Origin of the sequence: Klebsiella electrica, assembly GCF_006711645.1 — a bacterium.
Classification (GTDB): Bacteria; Pseudomonadota; Gammaproteobacteria; order Enterobacterales; family Enterobacteriaceae; genus Klebsiella; species Klebsiella electrica.
On the sequence record NZ_CP041247.1, the window covers coordinates 1,978,716 to 1,998,964 of the forward strand.

The window sequence follows — 20,249 nt, forward strand, 5'->3', positions numbered from 1 at the left end:
GGGTGCGCACCACAAGAAAAAAGGGTGCGCAGTTTATCATAAACGCTCCGGCGGGGGACACCGGAGCGTTTTGCTTACTGTGGCAGGGCTGTGCCCCATTCACGCCACTCTTTTGGTTCGTTTTCCAGCAGCAGGAAGTGTTTGCCATCCTGCGCCTTCGGTGCCAGCGGCGTGCCCGGGGGGGTGGCGAAGGAGATGCCGCCGCGAATGAACTGGTTAAAGGTCCCGGTTTTCACGACGCCGCCAATCAGGCCAAAGTCGAGGTTATAGCCGGAAGAGAGCCAGAAGACCGAATTGTTACGCACCAGATACTGATAGCGTTTGCTGATCCGCAATTTGACCATCACGCGATCCGACATCGAGCCCAGCGTCAGCCCGGTGACCGTACCGACTTCCAGTCCGCGGAACAGTACCGGCGTCCCGATATCCAGCGACCCGGCTTCCGGCACTTCAACCACGATGCTCAGACCGTCAATATAGCGGGAGTCGCTAATGGTCGTTTCCTGAATTTCGAAATCACGGCGTGGCGTGCCGCGACCAGGTTCAACATTGATATAGGGCTGGAAAATGGTATCCAGGTGTTCGACGCCCGCCGCAGAAATCTGCGGGGTGATCACCGAGAAGCGTGTCCCGCCGCGGGTGAAGGTGTCGACGTACTCCGGATAGAGAACCGCTTTCGCCTGAACTTCGTTTTTCGCGGTAATCAAATTCAGGGACTGGATCTGGCCGATATTAATGCCCAGATAGCGGATCGGCATTCCTGCGGAAATTTTACCTGCATCAAAGGCATGCAGCGTAATCTGGCCACCGACCGCCCGCGCGGCGGTTTCGGAAGCGTAGAGAATACGTTTGTTGCCCATTCGCGCGCCGGCGCTGCTACCGCTGAGATCGTCGAAGCTAATCGCGCCTTTCAGGGCCCGCGACAGCGGTGACGCCTGCACCGTCAGACCATTGCCATCGAGCTGGACTTTGGCGCCCCCCTCGGCCCAGAAGACGCTATTGTTGGTCAACAGATGGCGATATTCCGGCTTGATATGCAGATCGATATCAAAGGCATTGCGGCGGGGTTTAACCGAAATGATCTCGCCGACGGCAAACTTACGGTACAGCACCACCGAGCCTTCCTGCACATCCGGCAGGGTTTCAGCCGTCAGGCTGAGGGTGGTGGTGGGCACTTCGCTGAGGCTGTTTTCTTCCGCCTTCTCCATATTGGCATACAGCGGATAGCTGGCCTGGATGGCCCCTTTCTCGCCAGGGATAATGCGAATACCGCCTTCGACCCACTCGCTGGCGCTGGCGCCCAGCACTTTAATGCCATCAAAACCCACCTTCACATCAAAGCGGCTGTTAACGACAAATTTACTGTCGCCGCGCACCAGGTCGCGATACTCAGGAGTAATGGCCACCTGGAACGTGACGCCTTTAGCGGTCAGCTTGCGCTCCAGAACCTGGCCTACTTTCACGCCGTGCAGCACCAGCGGCTGCCCGGCATCAATACCGTAACTCTCCGCCGCCGTGAGCGTGAGGGTAGCCACATCCGGTTCTTCGAGCAGGGATTTATCGGCCGGAAGCACCACAAAGTGATTCCGCGTCTCTCCCTCTCCGGGCACCAGTTCGAAGGTATTCCCGGTCAGCAGGGCGCTGAGGCTGGGGTTATCCAGCGAGATTTTCGGCTTTTTCATCTGGATAAGTGTCTTCTCCCTGAGCAGGGTGACAACGCTTGGATCAACCGTCATCTCACCGGTCACTTTACTGCCGGGATTAAGGTTGAGTTTGGTCAGTTGCCCGACTTCCAGCCCCTGATACATGAGCGGAGTGGAGCCGGCTTTCAGACCTTCGCCGTCAGGCAACTCCAGAGTGACCAGGACCCCGCGCTGGCTGTGAGCCAAATCTTCGTACAGACCAAACTCATCGTTTTGTTGCGCGGCCTGGGAATCGGCAGGAGAGTCAAAGGCAATGGCGCCGTTAACCAGCGCGGACAGGCTTTCGAGCTGGACCTTCGCGCCGCTGAGGCCGACATCGGCCTTAACGCCTGACACATTCCAGAAGCGGCTGCCTTTTTTCACCAGGTTCGTAAAGCGGCGTTCGATCAGCACATCGATAGTGACGCCCTGGTTGTTATCATTGAGCGCAAAATCGTAAACCCGGCCCACCGGAATCTTGCGGAAGTAGACCAGCGAACCGCTGGTGAGCGAACCGAGGTCCGGCGCCTGCAGATGAATCATCAGCTCGCCGTTGTTGATATGGTATTTCGGCTGGGTATCGAGGGCGACGAAATGGTCCTCCGGGTCGCCCTGGCCCGGCATCATACCGATATAGTTACCGCCAACCAGCGCATCAAGTCCGGATACCCCGGCCAGCGAGGCTTTCGGCGTAACCAGCCAGAACTGGGTATCCTTGCGCAGAGCCTCTTTCATATCGCCTTTCACGCTGGCAGAGACTTCAATTTTGCTCAGATCTTTGCTCAGCGAGATATTCTCGACGGTGCCCACCTCGACCCCCTGGTAGCGGATAGGCGTGCGCCCCGGGACAATCCCGTTGGCCGACTGGAAGTCGATGGTGATGGTCGTTCCGCGATCGTTATAGCTGGTCCAGATCAGCCAGATGGCGATCAACAGGGCTATTACCGGCAGCAGCCAGAATGGCGAGATGCGACGTTTGGTTTTAATTCTGGCTTCAGTCGGTGAAGCGGGCGTTTCCTGACTCATGTGCGTCCCAAAGTAAGCGGCTGTCCAGCCATTCAACAGCAAGGATAGTTAATATTACCGCGGCGCCGAAATATACCGCAGCAGGCCCCATCGTGAAAGCGAGGAGTTGGTCGCGATTAATCAGTGACATGGTTAATGAGATAACAAAAAGATCCAACATGGACCAACGGCCGATCCAGGTAATCAGCCGCAGCAGGATGATGCGGGTACGCAGCCCCTGTTCGCACTTGAATTGTATGCTTACTAACAGCGTAAACAACACAATAACTTTGGTAAATGGCACCAGGATACTGGCGATAAACACCACGCCAGCAATCGCCACATTGCTATTGGCCAACGACATGATCCCCGACAGAATCGTGTCATCCTGGCGCGCGCCGTTGACGTAAATAATCGAGATCGGCAGCAGGTTAGCGGGCAGCAGGAAGACCATCGAAGCAATCAGCCCGGCCCAGCTCCGCTGCAGGCTTTGCGGCCGTCGATGGTGGAGCGGCGTATGGCAACGTCGGCAGCGTCCGCGGGGATCGCGAAAGCCGGTGTAATGACAGCCGGTGCAAACCTGTAGCGCCGGGTCGGCCCGAAACGCGGGTCGCTGGGGATAAAATCGCTCCCACAACTCTTCGACGTTCATATGAATGATAGTCAGAATGCTCAGCAGGGTGAGCGAGATAAAGGCCACAAGCCCGACGCCCGGTTGCAGGAAGGCGTAATCCTGCACTTTGATAGAGGCCACACCGATACCGACCAGATAGATATCCAGCATCACCCACTCTTTGAGCTTCTCCAGCATCAGCAGCACCGGGCGTAAATTCATGCCCAGAACGTTTCCCAGCCAGAGATAGGAGATAGAGATGACCAGCAGCGCCGGCGCGCCAATCGCGCAAAACAGCACCATCGCGGCAGTGAGCGGATCGCCCTGACCGGTCATTTGCCAGATCCCCTGAATCACGTTGGCATCGATACGTACGCCGAGCAGATGCAGACGCAACAGCGGCTCGGTCCAGGCGAAGGGCATCAGGAGTATCATGGTAATGGCCATACAGCCCAGCCGCGTCAGAGACCAGTCACGGCCATCGCGCACTTTCGCATTGCAGCGGGGGCACCAGGCGCTTTGATGACGCTTCAGCACCGGCAAACGAAAAAGAACGTCACACTGCGGACAGCGGTGATAATGCGCCTGCGGCAGCGAACTGCTTATCGCATGCACGACCATCTTTTTTGCCGGTGTTATCGGTTGTGTTTTTAGTGGCATTTATTACGTACAGGTATGAATGTATCTCACTATATTAACCCAGGAATGAATTCATCTTGAGCCTGAACGCATTTAATGCTTATTTTATTAGGCAATGCGTATTTTGCTGTAAGACAACTAAGTGACTGGATAATGAACAAAACAGAATTTTACGCGGACTTGAACCGTGATTTTCAGGCATTAATGGCAGGCGAGACCAGTTTTCTGGCCATGATCTCTAATACCAGCGCGCTGTTGTTTGAGCGTCTGAGCGAGGTCAACTGGGCAGGTTTCTATCTGCTTGAAGGGGAGACGCTGGTTTTAGGACCATTCCAGGGCAAACTGGCCTGCGTACGGATTCCGGTCGGGCGGGGCGTTTGCGGCACGGCCGTGGCGCAAAATCGCGTCCAGCGGGTAGATGATGTCCATGCCTTCGCGGGACATATCGCATGTGATGCCGCCAGCAATTCGGAAATCGTCTTTCCGCTGCAGGTTAACAATCAGATTATTGGCGTTCTGGATATCGACAGCACCGCCGCGTCCCGCTTCACCGCTGAGGATGAACAGGGGCTGGCTGAGCTGGTCGCGCATCTGGAAAAACTCATTTCTGCGACTGACTATCAAAAAATATTCGCCCACGTCGCAGGATAATCAACGGATAACGTAGCATTTAGCGATGGCGTCATTATAATGACGCCTGTTCATGCCTGCGGCTTGTTGGCTACGTCCGTTGTAATCAGGAAATTTCATGGAAAATCAACCTAAGTTGAATAGCAGTAAAGAAGTTATCGCGTTTCTGGCCGAACGTTTCCCTCAGTGCTTCAGCGCTGAAGGCGAAGCTCGCCCCCTGAAAGTCGGTATTTTTCAGGATCTCGTGGAGCGTGTTGGGGGGGAGATGAATCTCAGCAAAACCCAACTTCGTGCCGCTTTACGTCTTTATACTTCGAGCTGGCGCTATCTGTACGGCGTTAAGCCTGGCGCAGTCCGCGTTGACCTTGACGGCAACCCGTGCGGCGAACTGGAAGAGCAGCATGTTGCTCACGCTCGTCAGCAGCTCGAAGAAGCAAAAGCTCGCGTTCAGGCGCAGCGCGCAAGCCAGCAGGCGAAAAAACGCGAAGCCGCCGCGGCTGCTGGGCAGCAGGAAGACGGTGCTCGTCGTGAGCGCAAGCCGCGTCCTCAGGTTCGTCGCAAAGAAGGCACCGAACAGCGTAAGCCGCGTCCAGCCGTTGCGAAAGCACCGCGTGAAGAGCGTCATACCCCTGTATCAGATCTGACTGCGTTAAGCGTTGGCCAGGCTCTGAAGGTGAAAGCAGGCAACAACGCCATGGACGCCACCGTTCTGGAAATCACCAAAGATGGCGTTCGTGTACAGCTGACTTCTGGTATGTCAATGATTGTACGCGCAGAACACCTGGTGTTCTGAAACGGAGGCCGGGCCAGGCATGAACAAATTCTTTAAGCTCACCGCGTTTGCGGGCCTGCTGGCAATAGCAGGCCATGCGTTCGCCGTGGACGATATCACTCGAGTTGACCAAATCCCCGTGCTGAAAGAAGAGCCGCAGCACGCGACGGTGAGCGAGCGCGTAACCTCGCGCTTTACCCGTTCTCACTATCGGCAATTTGATCTCGACGACGCCTTCTCGGCAAAAATTTTCGACCGCTATCTGAATCTGCTGGACTACAGCCACAACGTGCTGTTGGCCAGTGATGTTGCTCAGTTCTCGGCGAAGAAGAATCAAATCGGCGATGAGCTGCGTACGGGAAAGCTGGACGTTTTTTACGACCTGTATAACCTGGCGCAGAAGCGTCGTTTTGAGCGCTATCAGTATGCATTAAAGGTGCTGGAACGTCCGATGGACTTTACCGGCAACGACAACTTTAACCTTGACCGCAGCAAAGCCCCCTGGCCGAAAGACGAAGCCGAGCTCAACGCGCTGTGGGACGCCAAGGTTAAGTTTGACCAGCTGAGCCTGAAGCTCACTGGCAAAGATGATAAAGAAATTCGCGATACCTTAACGCGTCGCTACAAATTCGCCATTCGTCGTCTGGCGCAGTCCAACAGCGAAGACGTGTTCTCGCTGGCGATGACCGCTTTCGCTCGCGAGATCGACCCGCACACCAACTATCTCTCCCCGCGCAATACCGAACAGTTCAATACCGAAATGAGCCTGTCGCTTGAAGGTATCGGCGCGGTACTGCAAATGGATGACGACTATACGGTCATCAATTCGCTGGTTGCCGGCGGTCCGGCGGCGAAGAGTAAATCGATCGCCGTCGGCGATCGTATTGTCGGCGTCGGCCAGACGGGTAAAGGTATGGTTGACGTCATCGGCTGGCGTCTGGATGACGTTGTCGCGCTGATTAAAGGGCCGAAGGGCAGCAAAGTGCGTCTCGAAATTCTGCCTGCCGGTAAGGGTGCCAAAACCCGTATCGTCACGCTGACCCGAGAGCGCATTCGTCTTGAAGACCGCGCGGTGAAAATGTCGGTGAAAACCGTCGGCAAACAGAAAGTCGGCGTGCTGGATATCCCGGGCTTCTACGTTGGCCTGACGGATGACGTCAAGGTGCAGCTGCAGAAGCTGGAGAAACAAAACGTCAGCAGCATTGTTATCGATCTGCGCGGTAACGGTGGCGGGGCGCTGACCGAAGCCGTTTCGCTTTCTGGCCTGTTTATTCCATCCGGCCCGGTTGTCCAGGTTCGCGACAACAACGGCAAGGTGCGTGAAGACAGCGATACCGATGGCGTGGTGTACTACAAAGGCCCGCTGGTGGTGCTGGTCGATCGTTTCAGCGCCTCGGCGTCTGAAATTTTCGCCGCTGCGATGCAGGATTATGGCCGCGCGCTGATCGTCGGGGAGCCGACCTTCGGTAAAGGGACCGTCCAGCAGTACCGTTCGCTGAACCGTATCTACGATCAGATGCTGCGCCCTGACTGGCCGGCGCTGGGTTCCGTACAGTACACCATCCAGAAATTCTATCGCATCAACGGCGGTAGTACTCAGCGCAAGGGCGTCACGCCGGACATCATGATGCCGACCGGTAGCGAAGAGCGTGAGACCGGCGAGCAGTATGAAGATAACGCGCTGCCGTGGGATAGCGTCAATGCGGCGACCTACGTGAAATCTGGTGATTTACAGCCGTTTAATCCGCAGTTGCTGAAGCTGCACGAGGCGCGGATCGCCAAAGATCCTGAGTTCCAGTACATCATGAAGGACATCGCTCGCTATAACGCAATGAAAGATAAGCGTTATATTGTTTCTCTCAACTACGCTCAGCGTGAGAAAGAGAACGAAGAAGACGATGCGACGCGCCTGGCACGGATTAACGACCGCCTGAAACGCGAAGGTAAGCCGCTGCTGAAGAAACTGGACGATCTGCCGAAGGACTACCAGGAGCCGGATCCGTATCTTGATGAGACGGTCCGCATTGCGGTCGACCTCGCGCATCTTGAGAAAGAGATGCCCGCGGTAGAACCGCCGGTCAGCAAATAAGCACCCAACGGGCACAATCATTGTGCCCGTTTTTCTTTCCGTCACCCGCCAGAACGACCTCTCTGATACATACAAAATGTCAACAACTTATGTGGATGTCAGTTCGATGTGACAAAATGTAAAGTTGTGTTTTTCTCGTGACTTAGCGGGGCCTGATCGTTGAAAATTAACGTTCTACCCATACGATATGGGTAATCGCATAGTGCGTTTTGTTAAATCGAGGTTAAAAGAAAATTATGATGCGAATCGCGCTTTTCCTGTTGACCAACCTGGCAGTGATGGTGGTATTCGGGCTGGTGTTAAGCCTGACGGGAATTCAGTCAAGCAGCATGACCGGGTTACTGATCATGGCGCTGCTTTTTGGTTTTGGTGGTTCGATCGTTTCGCTGATGATGTCGAAATGGATGGCGCTGAAATCCGTAGGTGGGGAAGTCATTGAGCAGCCGCGCAATGAAACAGAACGCTGGCTGATGAACACCGTCGCGCAGCAGGCGCAGCAGGCGGGTATCGGCATGCCGCAGGTTGCTATCTACCACGCGCCGGATATCAACGCGTTTGCCACCGGCGCACGCCGCGATGCTTCTCTGGTCGCCGTAAGCACCGGGCTGTTGCAAAACATGAGTCGTGACGAAGCTGAAGCGGTCATCGCCCACGAAATCAGCCACATCGCCAACGGCGACATGGTCACGATGACGCTGATTCAGGGGGTAGTGAACACCTTCGTTATCTTTATCTCGCGTGTTATCGCGCAGATTGCCGCCGGCTTTTTGGGCGGAAACCGGGATGACAGTGAAAGCAGCAATGGCAACCCGCTGATTTACTTTGCCGTAGCGACCGTGCTGGAACTGGTGTTCGGTATTCTGGCCAGCATTATTACCATGTGGTTCTCGCGCTACCGTGAATTCCACGCCGATGCCGGGTCTGCCAGACTGGTTGGCCGTGAGAAAATGATTGCCGCGCTGCAGCGCCTGAAAACCAGCTACGAGCCGCAGGAAGCCAGCAGCATGATGGCGTTCTGCATTAACGGCAAGGCGAAGTCGATGAGTGAACTGTTCATGACGCACCCGCCGCTGGATAAACGTATTGAAGCGCTGCGCAGCGGTGAATACCTGAAGTAACGTGTGGCAGAGTAGATAAAAAATCCGCGACCTTCGGGCAGCGGATTTTTTTATGGCCGCAGCGTGGCGAGAGCGGCTACTGTACCGGTCGAGGCTGAGTCACGCGGAGCCCGCTGACGGCGGCGGCAATCACCGCCAGTCCACCGGCCAGCAGCAGGGCGCTGTGGGTGCCGCTGTTGCCCTGCAGGTTAAGCAGCAGGGCAACCAGCGCTGCGCCGGTACTTTGACCAAGCAGACGCGCGGTCCCCAGCATTCCGCTGGCACCGCCGCTGCGATGGCCCGGGGCGGAAGAGATGATGGTATGGTTGTTCGGCGACTGGAACAGGCCAAAACCGGCGCCGCACAGCGCCATGCGCCAGATAATATCCAGATCGGAGGGCGACGCGGGCAACAGCGCGAGGCCAAACAGACCGCAGGCCATCACCAGCAGGCCGATGGCCCCCAGTAATCCCGCGTGCACTTTCTCAATCATATAACCCGCCAGCGGCGCCATCACCATAGTAGCCAGAGGCCATGGCGTCAGCAGCAAGCCGGTTTCGACTTCGCTGCGGCCCATCATCGATTGCAGGAAGAAGGGCAGAGAAACCAGCGCCAGCATTTGCGCGCAGAATGAGCAAATGGAGGTGCAGATAGAAAGGGAAAACAGCGGGATGCGCAGCAGATCAATCGGCAACAGCGGGACCGGCATCTGCAGCTGGCGGCGCACAAAGAAAAAACCGATGACCAGCATCGCGACCACTTCCGCAAGCACGACCCGTCCCGACTGGCCCTGGGCAAAACCGCCGAGAGCGGTGATCAACAGGCCAAACGTCAGCGCATTCATGATGGCGCTGGGGAGATCGAAGCGAGTGATTTTACTCCGGCCAACGTTCGCCGGCAGGTAACGCAGGGCGAGGATAAGCGACACAATCCCGAGTGGGATATTAATAAAAAACAGCCATTGCCAGGAGGCGACCGAGAGAATCGCCGCCGCAATGGTGGGACCGGCGGCTGATGAAACTGCCACCACAAAGGAGTTAATCCCCATGCCGCGCCCCAGAAAACGCTGTGGGAAAATCAGCCGGATCAGCGCCGTATTGACGCTCATCAGCGCGGCGCCGCCAAGGCCCTGCGCGACGCGGGCCAGCGTCAGCATCTGTAGACTATGGGAAAGCGCGCAGGCGAGCGAAGTGAGAGTAAACAGCGCAAGGCCGATTTTATAAATACGTCGATAGCCGAACATATCACCGAGAAAAGAGAGCGGCAGAAGGGCAATGACGATGGCTATCTGGTAGGCGTTGACAATCCAGATTGACGCCGCCGGTGAAGCGTTTAAATCGGTGGCGATAGTCGGCAGAGCCACGTTGGCTATTGCGCCGTCGAGCACCGCCATGGCCAGCCCTAAAACGATGGTCAGCATTGCGCCGTAGCGCTGCGGCAAAGGCAGGCCATCGGAAATATTTTTATCCATGTTGAATATGCTTCTTGATGGTAATTATTCTCTGAGTAATGATTTTAGCATTGATTATTCAGCTGTATGTCGCAGATTTGTAACGAATGAGCAGAAGAACGATTGCGAGGGGCGCGATGCGAATTTATAATAAAAACCGGTTCTGATTTTTATAAAACAGTTACGATGAGGTGATAAATGGCAGTTGCAGATTTGGATAAACAGCCAGATTCTGTCTCTTCGGTATTGAAGGTTTTTGGCATTCTGCAGGCGCTTGGCGAAGAGCGTGAAATTGGCATTACCGAACTGTCCCAGCGCGTCATGATGTCAAAAAGCACCGTTTATCGCTTTTTGCAAACCATGAAATCGCTGGGCTATGTGGCGCAGGAAGGCGAATCTGAGAAATACTCGCTGACGCTCAAGCTGTTCGAACTGGGCGCGCGTGCGCTACAGAATGTCGATCTGGTCCGCAGCGCCGACATCCAGATGCGCGAGCTTTCGCGGCTGACCAAAGAGACGATCCACCTGGGGGCGCTGGATGAAGACAGCATCGTCTATATCCACAAAATCGACTCCATGTACAACCTGCGGATGTACTCACGCATTGGCCGCCGTAACCCGCTGTACAGCACCGCTATTGGTAAGGTGCTGCTGGCGTGGCGCGATCGCGCTGAAGTTGAGCAGATTCTTGAAGGCGTGGAATACAAACGTAGCACCGAGAGGACCATTACCAGTACGCAAGCGCTGCTGGGCGTTCTGGATCAGGTTCGTCAGCAGGGCTACGGCGAAGATAATGAAGAGCAGGAAGAAGGGCTGCGCTGCATCGGCGTACCGGTTTTCGACCGCTTTGGCGTAGTGATTGCGGGCCTGAGCATCTCCTTCCCGACGCTGCGTTTCTCCGAAGAGCGTCTGAGTGAATACGTGGCAATGTTGCACACGGCGGCGCGTAAGATTTCTGAGCAGATGGGGTATAACGACTATCCATTCTGACCGAATGGCGGTCTGGTCGGTTGAGCGACAGCGGGGATGCGTTTCCCGCTATCGCGTTTATGCATCAACCTTTATCGATAACGGTTTCGCTTTTACGTAAAATCGGGCAGTCGGTAACACCGATAATACCGCTATCAGAATGAACATATTGTGCGGTACTGGTGCCGCGAGCCGTCAGATATTTACACTGAAGCCCCAGCCCCGCAGCGTTCTCATTGCTGCCAATCAGAATGCCATAGCCGCTCAATAATATCCCAATCCATACAATAGCCAGTACGACAATGGAACGAATGATTAATCGCATTGTTGCCTCATAGTTTGCGTTATCCCTGAGTTTATTTTGCCAGCTACACGTCTTGAAACAAGTCTATGATTCCTAAACTTGTCTTTCGTATTACAGTTAGCCACGGTTTAAGATGCTCATGTTATCCTGGAACCATCTGATACTGATGCGGAGAATGGAGTGAAAAAATTACGCTGGGTTTTGCTGATAGTCATCATAGCGGGCTGTTTGTTGCTGTGGACTCAGATGCTTAACGTAATGTGCGATCAAGATGTACAGTTTTTCAGCGGCATCTGCACAATCAACAAGTTTATCCCCTGGTAAGACATTTTTCTGACGACCGATTTCCTTCTGCTGCGCGAGTGGTAGAATGTACGCCTTCTCTTTGAGGTGGTGAAATGAGTGAGTTACTGAATCCTGGGTTCTTAAATCTGGCATCGCTGGCACTGTCCGTCGTGCTGCTGCTTGTCGGTTTGTTGTTATGGTTTTTTGTTAATCGCGCAAGCTCGCGCACCAACGCGCAGATTGAACTGCTGCAGGCGTTACTGGACCAGCAAAAGCGGCAAAATGCGCTGCTGCGCCGTCTCTGTGAAGCCAATGAGCCTGAGAAAGAAGAGGTTACTAAGACTTCGGCGGGAGAGAAAGACGATGACGACTTTATCCGTCTCGTCGCCGAACGGTAACTGACTGACAGGTGTGCACCGCCTCGGTGTGCACCTGGATCAATGGGGCTCTATAACTTTTTCTTATCCTTTCCGATCGTTTTGTTACACTTCCTCGCACGCTGAATGTGTCCCTGCTCCCAATTCTGGCTATTGACGCCATTGATTTTTTAGTTATTCAAATTAAATAATAACAATCTGTTTTAATTGTCTGATGAAAAAATATCGTCATGAATGCTTCATGTTTGAATTGTAATATAAATAATATTTATAACGTAATCGTGTGACAATTTTATATCTCTACCTCCGCAGAATTTAAGCGAAATTTCGACTATAGATATGACCTTTTATACGCATCATTATGCACCGGCCCTGACCCTGGCTGCTGAAATGCGCTGGCAGAATAGCCCGTTGTCTGGACGAAGCGAAGTTGTTGAGCTAGGGTAAAAAAAGTTGCAACCATAGGGTTGGCGATAGAGCGAATCCCGTGGCAGCGGCAAGGGTAGCCCTCGGCGGTAAAGACGCATAAATGTGCAGGTGATCAAATGATTCCCTTATAATTTGTGCGAAGGATCGAGACACGTTTAAAAATGGCTTGCCATTATTTACGTTGTATGTGATAACACCTTTCGGGTTAAACGAGGTACAGTTCTGTTTATGTGTGGCATTTTCAGTAAAGAAGTCCTGAGTAAACACGTTGTCGTTGAATACCGCTTCTCTGCCGAACCTTATATTAGTGCCTCATGCAGTAACGTGTCAGTTTTATCTATGTAAGCGCCTGTGGGCGAAGAAAACAGTCTAAGGAATTTTGCAAATGGCAAAGATTAAAGGTCAAGTTAAGTGGTTCAACGAGTCTAAAGGTTTTGGTTTCATTACTCCGGCTGATGGCAGCAAAGACGTGTTCGTACACTTCTCCGCTATCCAGGGTAATGGCTTCAAAACTCTGGCTGAAGGCCAGAACGTTGAGTTCGAAATTCAGGACGGCCAGAAAGGTCCGGCTGCAGTTAACGTTACTGCTATCTGATTCAAGACCACTCATCTTGTAAGAAAAGCCTCGCCTCTGCGGGGCTTTTTAGTCTTTATTGCAAAATATGTCCATTTTTCCCCTTCCGTCGCGCTTTGTTGCAAAACAACATCCTTATTCGCATAGTTTCGCATTCTGTTGTGCTGATTTTCTGTTAAATCAGAGGGTTGCAATATAATGCTGGAGCTACGGTGCTAAAGTACAAAAATAAGTCAGTTGCTCATTTCACCCCTCTTCGTTTTGGGCTGTTGTGCGTGGCGATTCTCGGTTGTCTCGGAATACTGTTGGGGCGGGTGGCCTGGCTACAAATAATTTCTCCAGATAACCTTGTCAAACAAGAAGATATGCGCTCGTTGCGCGAAGAACCCATCGATGTGCAGCGTGGAACCATCAGCGATCGTGAGAACCGCCCGCTGGCGGTTAGCGTGCCGGTGAGCGCCATCTGGGCCGACCCGCAAACCATTATGCAAAAGGGCGGCGTCGGCTATGGCCCGCGCTGGCAGGGGATGGCGGAGGCGCTGCACCTCAATCTGAGCGATCTGGCCAAACGCGTTGAGAGCCATCCGCATATGCGGTTTATCTATCTGGCCCGCCAGGTTAACCCGGAACAGGCCGAATGGATCGACAAGCTGCACCTGCCGGGGATTAACCTGCGTGATGAGTCGCGCCGCTTTTACCCTGCCGGGCACGTGGCGGCTAACCTGTTGGGATTTACCAATATCGATAACCAGGGCATTGAAGGGATTGAAAAAAGCTTTAATGCTCAGCTCACCGGAAAGCCGGGGCGCCGGCTGGTGCGTAAAGATCGTCATGGTCACGTGATCGAAAATATCACCGAGATGCCGGCAGTGCCTGCGCATAATATTCAGCTGAGTATCGATGAGCGCCTGCAGACGGTCACCGAAGATGCGCTGGATAACGCCGTAAACTGGAATAAGGCGGAATCGGGGGCAGCGGTACTGGTTAAGATTGATACCGGCGAGATCATGGCGATGGCCAGCTATCCGGACTTCAATCCCAATAACCGTGACGACGCCAAACTGGATGATTTTCGCAATCGCGCCATCAGCGATACCTTTGAGCCGGGCTCGACGGTCAAACCGCTGGTGGTGATGACGGCGCTACAGCAGGGGATTGTGCAGCCGGACAGCGTAGTGGATACCCACCCCTTTGTGCTTGATGGTCACCGTATTCGCGATGTTGGCTATTATCCCGAACTGTCGTTGACCGGTATTTTGCAAAAATCCAGCGATATCGGCGTGTCGCATCTGTCGCTGGCTATGCCCGTGCAACACCTGATCGATACCTATAAAGCGTTTGGCTTTGGCGACCCGACCGGGCTGGGGCTGACCGGCGAAAGCGCCGGGCTGATGCCGCAACGGCGCTATTGGGGCCAGCTGGACCGCGCGACCTTTTCCTTCGGCTATGGCCTGATGGTGACCCCGCTGCAGCTGGCACACGTTTATGCCACTATCGGCGGTTTCGGTATTGAGCGACCGCTCTCGATTACCCGCATCGATCCGCCGGTCATCGGGACGCAGGTGATGCCGGAAAGCATCGTGCATGAAGTGGAGCATATGATGGAGAGCGTGGCGCTGCCGGGCGGCGGCGGCACCAAGGCGGCGGTGCGCGATTATCGCATTGCGGTGAAAACCGGGACCGCGAAAAAAATCGGTCCCGACGGTAAATATATCGATAAATATGTGGCGTATACCGCAGGCGTGGCGCCCGCCAGCCGTCCGCAATTTGCGCTGGTGGTGGTGATTAACGATCCCAGCAATGGTGCCTATTATGGCGGGGCGGTTTCCGCACCGGTCTTTAGCCAGATCATGGGCGATGTGCTGCGGCTGGAAAATGTGCTGCCGGACGGTATGCCGCAAGGCTCGGAAAATCTGATTGTGATGCATAACGGTGATGCCGCGCCGCCGGCGCTGTAACAGTGGTCTGAAAGGGCGAATAGCGCTACACTTTCGCCCTTTCAGCGACACCGGAGTTGTCATGTCATACAGTTGCCCACTTTGCCACGCGCCGCTTTCCCGCCGCGATAACAGCTATATCTGCCCGCAGCGGCACCAGTTCGATCTGGCGAAAGAGGGGTATGTCAATTTACTGCCGGTGCAGTTTAAGCGGTCTCGCGATCCGGGCGATAGCGCGGAGATGATGCAGGCGCGGCGGGCATTTCTCGATGCGGGCCACTATCAGCCTCTGCGTGACGCGATCCGCGACTTTCTCTGCGTCGCCGCGCCTGAGCGTCTGCTCGATATCGGCTGCGGGGAAGGGTATTACACCCACGCGTTTGCCGCCATCGCCGCTCATTGCTGGGGGCTGGATGTCTCAAAGTCGGCTATTCGCGCGGCGGCCAGACGCTATCCGCAGGTCAATTTTTGCGTCGCATCGAGCCAGCGTCTGCCGTTCGAAGATGCCAGCCTTGATGCGGTGGTCCGAATCTACGCCCCTTGTAACGCGCAGGAGCTGGCGCGGGTGGTCAGGCCCGGCGGCTGGGTCATTACCGCCACGCCGGGACCGCGTCATTTGCTGGAGCTGAAAGGGTTGATTTATGACGAGGTGCGTCTGCATGAGCAAAATCATGAACAGATGGCCGGTTTTACATTAAACCAGCAGCAGCAGCTGGCCTATCCGATGCAGCTGACCGGGTCCGAGGCGGAAGCGTTGTTGCAGATGACGCCATTCGCGTGGCGGGCGAAGCCAGCGGTGCGTGAAACGCTGCGCGCGCAGGCGACTTTCCGCTGCCAGACCGATTTTATGATCCACTGCTGGCAGCGTGAGGCCTGAGAATTAGCCGGCGAAATGGCTCCAGAGAATCTGGGCGCCGATACCTATCAGGACAATACCCCCAAGAATTTCGGCCCGTTTGCCCAGCAGCGGGCCGATAAATCGCCCGACCATAATCCCCAGCGTCGACATCACCAGCGTCGCGCAGCCGATAGCCAGCGCGGTGGCGATAATGTTCACCTGCAGGAACGCCAGGCCGACGCCGACGGCCATCGCATCGAGACTGGTGGCGAAGGCGGTGGTGACCAGCAGCCAGAAACCATGGCGGCGAGGCGCTTCACTTGCTTCATCTTCGGTTGCGCGAAAACCTTCAATGACCATACGTCCGCCGAGAAAGACCAGCAGCACGAACGCGATCCAGTGATTCCACTCCAGCACGAACTGGCTGGCGAGCATCCCCATTCCCCAGCCGACAAGCGGGGTGAGCGTTTCGATGGCGCCAAAAATTAACCCGGTGCGCAGCGCTTCGGAGAACTTAGGTTTGTGTAAGGTAGCGCCTTTACCGATAGAGGCCGCGAAGGCGTCCATGGACATGCCAAAGGCAAGAAGAATGGTAGCGGAGATGTTCATGATTGCGTCCTGACCGGGGAAAATCCATATGACACATCACCGCCCCCAGTAGATATACGCAGCCCACGAGCCGGGTGTTGCGTATAGCGGTAATGTGTCTATGGTCTCGCCTGATTGAATACCTTCTTCAACCCGTACGTGCCACGTTTTGCAACGAGTATGTTGACACGTACATTTCCTGGCAGGCAGGAAACCGGCTACTCCCCAACGACGGGCGCAACCTTAACATATTTTCAGAATATAAAACAATAACAGGATTTATTTATTTCAATAACCAAATGATAACGATTTTCATTTGGTTTTATGCGTGAATAATTCGTTAATAAATATAAGTGAAGTGCGCAGACGGAATATAGCCACGGCTATATATCCATCTGCCAGAAATCGCTGAAATATAGCGCTGGCTATATTTATAACTTACTGAGTTGAAACGAGAAGTTTGTATATCTTTTCCAGGTCGTCGATGTTTTGTACACGAATAAGCAAGCGCCGTTGTTCTAATTGCATCACCAGTACGCCATCTTCCGATAAATTCATTGCTTTAATTCGCTTATATTCAATCCAGATATTGGCGAAGAAAAAACCAGTTGGTTTGAAGATGATTTTCGGCGTCCGGATCCAGAACAGATACCAGCCCATTAACGCCAGCGCAGATAATAACCATGTGGTGATGAGCGCGCCGTGACTGATGACGTTGTTATAAATCAGGATAGCGGTCAGAGCGACGAAGATTATCCCGTCAACGCGGCTGCGGCGGAGCAGGGGGATAGCCAGCAGTAGCGGGCCGTGGCGGCGGGGCATAATAAACTGGTCATAAATGGCAAACGCCAGCAGAACAAGAATAAACAGAATCAGCACCAGATCCGTGATTGTCATCTATCCTCCAGTGAAAAAAAAGCCGGGGGCAAGCCCCCGGCGGATAACAGGATTATTACAGGCCCAGCAGGCCGATAGCGTAGCCGACGATACCGATGACGAAGAAGCCGACGATAATCCACAGGGCGTTAACTTTCTTACGCAGCAGCCACATACAGGCGAAGGTCAGCAGCAGAGGCACCAGGCCCGGCATCAGCTGGTCAAGGATGGTCTGCACGGTCGTTACGTGAACCTGACCATCTGAACCGGTGATTTTTGACACCACCAGCGGAATGTTCACATGCGTCCACTTGTTAACCAGCGCCCCCATCACAAACAGGCCGAGAATTGACGCCCCCTCGGTCAGTTTCTGCAGGAAGCCGCCGCCCATATCCTTAACGATATCAACACCCTTGCTGTAACCGTATGCTACGCCGTAGTAACGGGTCAGCAGACGGACGGCGTTGAACAGAATAAAGAACAACAGCGGGCCTAACAGACTGCCGCTCATCGCGATACCGGCACCCAATGCCGCAAATACCGGACGCACGGTACCCCAGAAGATCGGGTCGCCGACGCCAGCCAGCGGCCCCATCAGACCAACTTTGATACCGTTGATGGCACCATCATCGATCTCGGCACCGTTGGCACGCTGCTCTTCCATCGCCAGCGTTACGCCCAGAACGGGCGCTGCGACGTACGGGTGAGTGTTAAAGAACTCCAGGTGACGTTTAATGGCCTGCTTACGCGCATCGTTGTTCTCCGGGTACAGACGACGAATAGCCGGTACCATAGAGAAGCAGAAGCCCAGCGCCTGCATACGTTCGAAGTTCCATGACCCCTGGAACAGGTTAGAACGAATGAACACGCCACGAGTATCACTCGGAGTGAGTTTTTTCTCGGTGGTATTTTTAGTCATATCAACCATTTCGCTCACCTGTTAGTCCAGTTCGTTATCGAGATCGTTATTACCAGCAGCCTGCGCTGGCGCACCCGCAACGCGGTTGTATTTCGGGCTCAGCTGGATATAGAGGATAGCCATTACCGCGCCAATCACCCCCAGTGCAACCAGGTTGAAGTTGGTGAATGCCGCGGTGACGAAGCCAAGGTAGAAGAACGGCATCAGGTAGCCTGCGCGCATCATGTTGATGACCATCGCGTAACCGACGACCACGATCATGCCGCCGGCGATGTTCAGACCGCTGGTGACCACTTCAGGAATCGCATTCAGCATGCCCTGAACTTCGCTGGTTCCGACGGAGATAGCCACGATGACGGCCGGGATTGCGATACGCATCGCCTGCAGGAACAGCGAAGAGACGTGGATCCACGAAATCGCCGTCAGGTTGCCATTCTCCGCCGCTTTATCTGCCGCATGCTGGAAGGCTACGGTAATGGTACGAACGATGATGGTTAGAACCTGGCCTGCTGCTGCCAGCGGGATAGCCAGTGCGATACCGGCGCCGATACCCTGATGACCCGCAATAACCAGAACGGTAGAAATGATGGAAGCCAGCGCGGCATCCGGCGCAACCGCCGCACCGATGTTCATCCAGCCCAGAGCGATCATTTCCAGGGTACCACCGATGATGATACCGGTTTTCATATCGCCGAGAACGGCGCCGATCAACGTACACGCGACCAGAGGACGGTGGAACTGAAATTCATCAAGTACCGACTCCATACCCGCAATACACGCGACGATGAACACCAGCACAATCTGAAGAAGGGTAATCTCCATTGTACTTCTCCTGTTGATTAAGTCTTAAGTTGAAAACGGGGGCGCGATCCGCAAGGTTATTTCGCTACCTTGCCAATCAGGTCCATCATTTTCAGTTTCTGGTCGGTGGACACTTTACGCACTTCCAGCTCAATACCGCGGGCATTCAGCTTTTTAAATGCTTCAATATCTTTTTCATCGACCGAAACGGCGTTGTTCACCTGCGTTTTACCCTGACGGAAAGCCATGCCGCCGATATTGACGGTAGTGATTTTCACCCCGCCTTCAACGATACGTTCGACGTCGGTAGGGTTGGTAAACAGCAGCATGACGCGATCGCCTGCGTATTTCGGGTTGTTGTAGACGCGAATCATCTTCGCAACGTCGACAACGTGGGCCGTCACGCCCGGAGGAGCAACCTGAGTCAGTAATGTTTTGCGCACGGTATCTGCCGCCACTTCATCACTCACGACAATAATGCGGGTCACGTTGGTTTCTTTGGTCCAGCGGGTGGCCACCTGACCATGAATAAGACGGTCATCAATACGCGCCAGACCAATAATCATGTAGTCGTCTGGCCCCATGGGTTTTGCTGGAGCTGCCGCTTTGACCGCTGCTTTAACCGGAGCCGGAGCGACTTTTTCCTCCGTCTTCGCTTTCAGCGCCTTCACGCCTTCACGGCCGGTTTCCACCGCCAGAGCCACCAGTTCATCGAAAGAAGGATCGTCGTCGCGCGCCATCAGCGTTTCGACCAGCATCGGAATGTTAACGCCAGCAATCACTTCGTAATGTTCTTTATCGACGACAATGCGGCTGGCGGCATTGAATGGACTACCTCCCCACGTATCGACGAGAAATAACACGCCCTTAGTTGTGTCCAGCTTTGCCAACTGTGCGTTGTACTTCTCAATGAGCGTTTCGGCGTTTTCACCCGGAACGAAATCGATCCAGCCAACGTTTTCCTGCTCGCCCAACAGCATTTCTGCGGTTTTCAGCAGTTGTTCTGCAGCCCAACCATGTGTGCCTATTACAATAGCAATCGTCACTTGCTACCTCCTTTATTATCGTGAATGCATCATCTGTGGTGATACATCCTGAATCACTCTTGCGAACAAAATCGATTCAGTGAGGGTGTAAGATATAAAATAATTACTACCGCGAATTATTTTAGATAGTGAAAAAATAATTAATGTGATGAAGATCCGTTAATCACGCATCTGCGGCTAATAATTTCGCAGCGCAAAAATAGCCTTACTTATTGCAAAGACTGGTAAAGTTTTTTCCAATCTTTCTCCATTTTTTGCTATGTTTAGCTTCCGTTTAATTACTCAGGAGTATAGGGCATAGCCCGCTGTATGGACCCTCATCGACGTCT

The 20,249-nt window shown here is 54.1% G+C and carries 19 protein-coding genes and 1 pseudogene; 11 read left to right on the forward strand and 9 right to left on the reverse strand.

The window, feature by feature from the left end; translation table 11 throughout:
• Nucleotides 1–74: 74 nt before the first annotated feature.
• Nucleotides 75–2,708 (reverse strand): PqiB family protein, encoded by a 2,634-nt coding sequence (locus Electrica_RS09375; protein ID WP_141964345.1) that lies wholly within the window; start codon nucleotides 2,706–2,708, stop codon nucleotides 75–77.
• A complete protein-coding gene (yebS, locus tag Electrica_RS09380) occupies nucleotides 2,677–3,960 on the reverse strand; it encodes a membrane integrity lipid transport subunit YebS (protein WP_100682327.1) in 1,284 nt (427 codons plus the stop codon). Before yebS ends, Electrica_RS09375 begins: the two co-directional genes overlap by 32 nt.
• A gap of 132 nt (nucleotides 3,961–4,092) precedes the next feature.
• On the opposite strand from yebS, the pseudogene Electrica_RS09385 reads away from it, so the two are divergent.
• The 4 genes and pseudogenes from Electrica_RS09385 (at nucleotide 4,093) to htpX (ending at nucleotide 8,548) form a co-directional block, all read left to right on the forward strand.
• Nucleotides 4,093–4,606, forward strand: a pseudogene (locus Electrica_RS09385) (GAF domain-containing protein).
• An 81-nt stretch (nucleotides 4,607–4,687) separates the two neighbouring features.
• On the forward strand, nucleotides 4,688–5,362 hold the full coding sequence (gene proQ, locus Electrica_RS09390; RefSeq protein WP_004863942.1) for an RNA chaperone ProQ: 675 nt from the start codon (nucleotides 4,688–4,690) through the stop codon (nucleotides 5,360–5,362).
• 19 nt (nucleotides 5,363–5,381) lie between these two features.
• On the forward strand, nucleotides 5,382–7,430 hold the full coding sequence (gene prc / locus Electrica_RS09395; protein WP_141964346.1) for a carboxy terminal-processing peptidase: 2,049 nt from the start codon (nucleotides 5,382–5,384) through the stop codon (nucleotides 7,428–7,430).
• A 236-nt stretch (nucleotides 7,431–7,666) separates the two neighbouring features.
• The gene (htpX, locus tag Electrica_RS09400; RefSeq protein ID WP_004863936.1) at nucleotides 7,667–8,548 is read left to right on the forward strand and encodes a protease HtpX; all 882 of its coding nucleotides are present in this window, start codon (nucleotides 7,667–7,669) and stop codon (nucleotides 8,546–8,548) included.
• A 76-nt stretch (nucleotides 8,549–8,624) separates the two neighbouring features.
• Here the strand turns inward: htpX and Electrica_RS09405 are convergent, their stop codons facing one another.
• The gene (locus tag Electrica_RS09405; protein ID WP_131047786.1) at nucleotides 8,625–9,998 is read right to left on the reverse strand and encodes an MFS transporter; all 1,374 of its coding nucleotides are present in this window, start codon (nucleotides 9,996–9,998) and stop codon (nucleotides 8,625–8,627) included.
• 177 nt (nucleotides 9,999–10,175) lie between these two features.
• Between Electrica_RS09405 and kdgR the strand changes: the two genes are divergently transcribed.
• Entirely contained in the window at nucleotides 10,176–10,967 is a 792-nt protein-coding gene (gene kdgR, locus Electrica_RS09410; RefSeq protein WP_100682331.1) for a DNA-binding transcriptional regulator KdgR, read from the forward strand.
• A gap of 64 nt (nucleotides 10,968–11,031) precedes the next feature.
• Here the strand turns inward: kdgR and Electrica_RS09415 are convergent, their stop codons facing one another.
• On the reverse strand, nucleotides 11,032–11,271 hold the full coding sequence (locus Electrica_RS09415; protein WP_004863927.1) for a YobH family protein: 240 nt from the start codon (nucleotides 11,269–11,271) through the stop codon (nucleotides 11,032–11,034).
• A 159-nt stretch (nucleotides 11,272–11,430) separates the two neighbouring features.
• Here Electrica_RS09415 and mgrB point away from each other — a divergent pair, with 159 nt between their 5' ends.
• The 6 genes from mgrB (at nucleotide 11,431) to rlmA (ending at nucleotide 15,729) form a co-directional block, all read left to right on the forward strand.
• On the forward strand, nucleotides 11,431–11,574 hold the full coding sequence (gene mgrB / locus Electrica_RS09420) for a PhoP/PhoQ regulator MgrB (RefSeq protein ID WP_002911375.1): 144 nt from the start codon (nucleotides 11,431–11,433) through the stop codon (nucleotides 11,572–11,574).
• A 74-nt stretch (nucleotides 11,575–11,648) separates the two neighbouring features.
• Nucleotides 11,649–11,933 (forward strand): YebO family protein, encoded by a 285-nt coding sequence (locus Electrica_RS09425; RefSeq protein WP_100682332.1) that lies wholly within the window; start codon nucleotides 11,649–11,651, stop codon nucleotides 11,931–11,933.
• Nucleotides 11,934–12,569: 636 nt separating this feature from the next.
• A complete protein-coding gene (locus tag Electrica_RS09430; RefSeq protein ID WP_049267871.1) occupies nucleotides 12,570–12,686 on the forward strand; it encodes a DUF2627 domain-containing protein in 117 nt (38 codons plus the stop codon).
• Nucleotides 12,687–12,726: 40 nt separating this feature from the next.
• Entirely contained in the window at nucleotides 12,727–12,936 is a 210-nt protein-coding gene (gene cspE, locus Electrica_RS09435) for a transcription antiterminator/RNA stability regulator CspE (protein WP_001062678.1), read from the forward strand.
• 191 nt (nucleotides 12,937–13,127) lie between these two features.
• Nucleotides 13,128–14,873, forward strand: a complete 1,746-nt coding sequence (gene ftsI, locus Electrica_RS09440) for a peptidoglycan glycosyltransferase FtsI (RefSeq protein WP_100682333.1) — start codon at nucleotides 13,128–13,130, stop codon at nucleotides 14,871–14,873.
• 61 nt (nucleotides 14,874–14,934) lie between these two features.
• Entirely contained in the window at nucleotides 14,935–15,729 is a 795-nt protein-coding gene (gene rlmA, locus Electrica_RS09445) for a 23S rRNA (guanine(745)-N(1))-methyltransferase (protein ID WP_131047788.1), read from the forward strand.
• Nucleotides 15,730–15,732: 3 nt separating this feature from the next.
• On the opposite strand, the gene mntP is transcribed toward rlmA, so the two are convergent.
• From mntP to manX, 5 genes are all read right to left on the reverse strand, one after another.
• Nucleotides 15,733–16,299 (reverse strand): manganese efflux pump MntP, encoded by a 567-nt coding sequence (mntP, locus tag Electrica_RS09450; protein WP_100682335.1) that lies wholly within the window; start codon nucleotides 16,297–16,299, stop codon nucleotides 15,733–15,735.
• A gap of 417 nt (nucleotides 16,300–16,716) precedes the next feature.
• Nucleotides 16,717–17,175, reverse strand: a complete 459-nt coding sequence (locus Electrica_RS09455; RefSeq protein ID WP_141964347.1) for a DUF986 family protein — start codon at nucleotides 17,173–17,175, stop codon at nucleotides 16,717–16,719.
• A 55-nt stretch (nucleotides 17,176–17,230) separates the two neighbouring features.
• Nucleotides 17,231–18,082: a PTS mannose transporter subunit IID gene (locus Electrica_RS09460; protein WP_141964348.1), complete on the reverse strand. Its 852-nt coding sequence runs from the start codon at nucleotides 18,080–18,082 to the stop codon at nucleotides 17,231–17,233.
• Nucleotides 18,083–18,094: 12 nt separating this feature from the next.
• Complete coding sequence (gene manY, locus Electrica_RS09465; protein ID WP_100682337.1) at nucleotides 18,095–18,895, reverse strand: PTS mannose transporter subunit IIC; 801 nt, start codon at nucleotides 18,893–18,895, stop codon at nucleotides 18,095–18,097.
• A gap of 56 nt (nucleotides 18,896–18,951) precedes the next feature.
• A complete protein-coding gene (gene manX, locus Electrica_RS09470) occupies nucleotides 18,952–19,920 on the reverse strand; it encodes a PTS mannose transporter subunit IIAB (protein ID WP_100682338.1) in 969 nt (322 codons plus the stop codon).
• Nucleotides 19,921–20,249 lie beyond the last annotated feature (329 nt).

Bases quoted from the DNA above. Each gene is read 5' to 3' on its own strand.
- yebS (WP_100682327.1), bottom strand. From the start codon at position 3,960: ATGCCACTAAAAACACAACCGATAACACCGGCAAAAAAGATGGTCGTG.
- Electrica_RS09405 (WP_131047786.1), bottom strand. From the start codon at position 9,998: ATGGATAAAAATATTTCCGATGGCCTGCCTTTGCCGCAGCGCTACGGC.
- manY (WP_100682337.1), bottom strand. From the start codon at position 18,895: ATGGAGATTACCCTTCTTCAGATTGTGCTGGTGTTCATCGTCGCGTGT.
- kdgR (WP_100682331.1), top strand. From the start codon at position 10,176: ATGGCAGTTGCAGATTTGGATAAACAGCCAGATTCTGTCTCTTCGGTA.
- htpX (WP_004863936.1), top strand. From the start codon at position 7,667: ATGATGCGAATCGCGCTTTTCCTGTTGACCAACCTGGCAGTGATGGTG.
- Electrica_RS09375 (WP_141964345.1), bottom strand. From the start codon at position 2,708: ATGAGTCAGGAAACGCCCGCTTCACCGACTGAAGCCAGAATTAAAACC.
- Electrica_RS09460 (WP_141964348.1), bottom strand. From the start codon at position 18,082: ATGGTTGATATGACTAAAAATACCACCGAGAAAAAACTCACTCCGAGT.
- Electrica_RS09425 (WP_100682332.1), top strand. From the start codon at position 11,649: ATGAGTGAGTTACTGAATCCTGGGTTCTTAAATCTGGCATCGCTGGCA.
- cspE (WP_001062678.1), top strand. From the start codon at position 12,727: ATGGCAAAGATTAAAGGTCAAGTTAAGTGGTTCAACGAGTCTAAAGGT.
- proQ (WP_004863942.1), top strand. From the start codon at position 4,688: ATGGAAAATCAACCTAAGTTGAATAGCAGTAAAGAAGTTATCGCGTTT.
- prc (WP_141964346.1), top strand. From the start codon at position 5,382: ATGAACAAATTCTTTAAGCTCACCGCGTTTGCGGGCCTGCTGGCAATA.
- Electrica_RS09455 (WP_141964347.1), bottom strand. From the start codon at position 17,175: ATGACAATCACGGATCTGGTGCTGATTCTGTTTATTCTTGTTCTGCTG.
- Electrica_RS09415 (WP_004863927.1), bottom strand. From the start codon at position 11,271: ATGCGATTAATCATTCGTTCCATTGTCGTACTGGCTATTGTATGGATT.
- rlmA (WP_131047788.1), top strand. From the start codon at position 14,935: ATGTCATACAGTTGCCCACTTTGCCACGCGCCGCTTTCCCGCCGCGAT.
- Electrica_RS09430 (WP_049267871.1), top strand. From the start codon at position 12,570: ATGTGTGGCATTTTCAGTAAAGAAGTCCTGAGTAAACACGTTGTCGTT.
- mntP (WP_100682335.1), bottom strand. From the start codon at position 16,299: ATGAACATCTCCGCTACCATTCTTCTTGCCTTTGGCATGTCCATGGAC.